Origin of the sequence: Dietzia sp. CW19, from assembly GCF_014145265.1 — a bacterium.
Classification (GTDB): Bacteria; Actinomycetota; Actinomycetes; order Mycobacteriales; family Mycobacteriaceae; genus Dietzia; species Dietzia natronolimnaea.
The window spans coordinates 1-2,070 of sequence record NZ_JAALEE010000348.1 but is presented as its reverse complement, the minus strand read 5'-3'; the positions used below and the strand labels follow the sequence as shown (position 1 = coordinate 2,070).

Below are 2,070 nucleotides of genomic sequence, written 5' to 3'. Positions count from 1 at the left end.
CCGCCTCGGCGGCAGCCCGTTCGGCCCGCTCGACGGCGGCGTCGCGGTCGGCGCGGAGGAGCTCGACCTCGGCCTCCAGGCGCGTGAGGGTGGAGGTCACCTGCTCGCGGTCGAAGCCCTTGCGGACCACCGCGAAGGGGTCGGCGCCCGTGGTGGGCATGTGTGTGCTCGACATGGCCCCACCCTAGCGGGGAGGCCCCGCCCGGACCCTAGTGCGACCCGGCGGCCGGCTCGACCAGTTCCAGGAGCACGCCCCCGGCGTCCTTGGGGTGCACGAAGTTGATCCGTGAACCCGCCGTGCCTCTCTTCGGTTCCGGGTACAGCACCCGCACACCGCGTCCGGTGAGGTGCTCGGTGATGGCCTCGATGTCGGTCACCCGGACCGCCATCTGCTGGATGCCCGGGCCGTTGCGATCCAGGTACTTGGCGATCGTCGACGACTCGTCGAGGGGGGCGAGCACCTGGAGGAGGGCGCTTCCGTCCGGTCGGCCGGGCGACCCCAGCATGGCCTCGCGTACTCCCTGCTCCTCGTTGACCTCCTCGTGGAGGTTCTCCATCCCGAGGTTGTCCCGGTACCAGGACACGGCGGCGTCGAAGTCGGGAACCGCCACTCCGACGTGGTCGATCGCCACGACGAGTTCGGCGGGGAGCAGGGGCTGGCCGGCTGGGGTAGTGGTCATGGGGACCACGGTAGTCGGTGACGGCAGACGGTAGTTTGGCGTGTACACGTACAGCCCCTCGAATGGAAGGTCCGCAATGTCCGCCGACTCCACCCGCACCGTCATCGTCTCCGGGGCCCGCACCCCGTTCGGCCGTCTCCAGGGCGGTCTGTCCTCCCTGTCCGCCCCCGAACTGGGCGGGATCGCCATCCGCGGGGCTCTCGAGCGCGGCGGCGTGCCCGCCGAGGCCGTCGATCAGGTGATCATGGGTCAGGTGCTGTCCGCCGGGAACGGGCAGATGCCCGCGCGTCAGGCGTCGCTGGCCGCCGGTATCCCCCAGCGGGTGGACGCGCTGAGCATCAACAAGATGTGCCTGTCCGGCCTGACGGCCATCGCGCTGGCGGACCAGGCGATCCGCGCCGGATACTCCGAGGTCGTCGTGGCGGGCGGCCAGGAGTCGATGTCCCAGGCGCCCCACCTGCTGCCCAAGAGCCGTGCCGGGTACAAGTACGGTTCCATCGAGGTCCTGGACCACATGGCCTACGACGGCCTGCACGACGTGCCCACCGACCAGCCGATGGGCGCGCTCACCGAAGCGCGCAACGCCGAGTTGGAGATCACCCGCGAGCACCAGGACGAGTTCGCGGCCGTCTCCCACCAGCGCGCCGCGGCCGCGTGGGCCGAGGGTCGGTTCGCGGACGAGGTGGTCCCCGTGACGGTGAAGGGCCGCAAGGGCGACACGGTCGTGGAGACCGACGAGGGTGTTCGCGCCGAGTCGACCGCCGAGTCGATGGGCAAGCTCAGGCCCGCGTTCGCGAAGGACGGGACCATCACCGCGGGATCCTCCTCCCAGATCTCCGACGGCGCCTCCGCCGTCATCGTCACCACCGCCGCCCGTGCGGAGGCCGAGGGGTGGCCGGTGCTGGCCGAGATCGTCGGCTACGGCACCGTCGCCGGCCCGGACTCGACCCTGCAGCACCAGCCCGCCGACGCGGTCCTCGACGCCTGTCGTCGTTCGGACGTCGAGGTCGACTCCATCGACCTGTTCGAGTTCAACGAGGCCTTCGCCTCGGTCGGTCTGCACTCGACCAAGGTCCTGGGCGTGAGCCCCGACAAGGTCAACGTCAACGGTGGCGCCATCTCGATCGGGCACCCGATCGGGGTGTCGGGCAACCGCGTCGTCCTGACCCTCGCACTGGAGCTGGCCCGCCGCGGCGGTGGCCTCGGGGCGGCGGCCCTCTGCGGCGGCGGCGGACAGGGTGACGCGCTGTTGATCCGCGTGCCCGCGACCAGCTGACACCCGATCGGACCGGCCGTGGCAGGATCGAAGGCGTGACGAGACCAGGTAACCGACCCCCGTCCGCCTCCGAGCAGAAGCTCGCGGCGTCCCTCGCCGGCGCCGTCGATCTGT

2 protein-coding genes are annotated in these 2,070 nt (G+C 71.3%); one reads left to right on the top strand and one right to left on the bottom strand.

Annotation, left to right across the window (positions count from 1 at the left end; genetic code table 11):
* Positions 1-209: 209 nt before the first annotated feature.
* Entirely contained in the window at positions 210-680 is a 471-nt protein-coding gene (mce, locus tag G6021_RS10760) for a methylmalonyl-CoA epimerase (protein ID WP_179525547.1), read from the bottom strand.
* Positions 681-756: 76 nt separating this feature from the next.
* On the opposite strand from mce, the gene G6021_RS10755 reads away from it, so the two are divergent.
* Positions 757-1,956, top strand: a complete 1,200-nt coding sequence (locus G6021_RS10755; RefSeq protein WP_182610573.1) for an acetyl-CoA C-acetyltransferase — start codon at positions 757-759, stop codon at positions 1,954-1,956.
* Positions 1,957-2,070: the final 114 nt, after the last annotated feature.

Coding starts and splice junctions, on each gene's coding strand:
- mce (WP_179525547.1), bottom strand. CDS start 680: ATGACCACTACCCCAGCCGGCCAGCCCCTGCTCCCCGCCGAACTCGTC.
- G6021_RS10755 (WP_182610573.1), top strand. CDS start 757: ATGTCCGCCGACTCCACCCGCACCGTCATCGTCTCCGGGGCCCGCACC.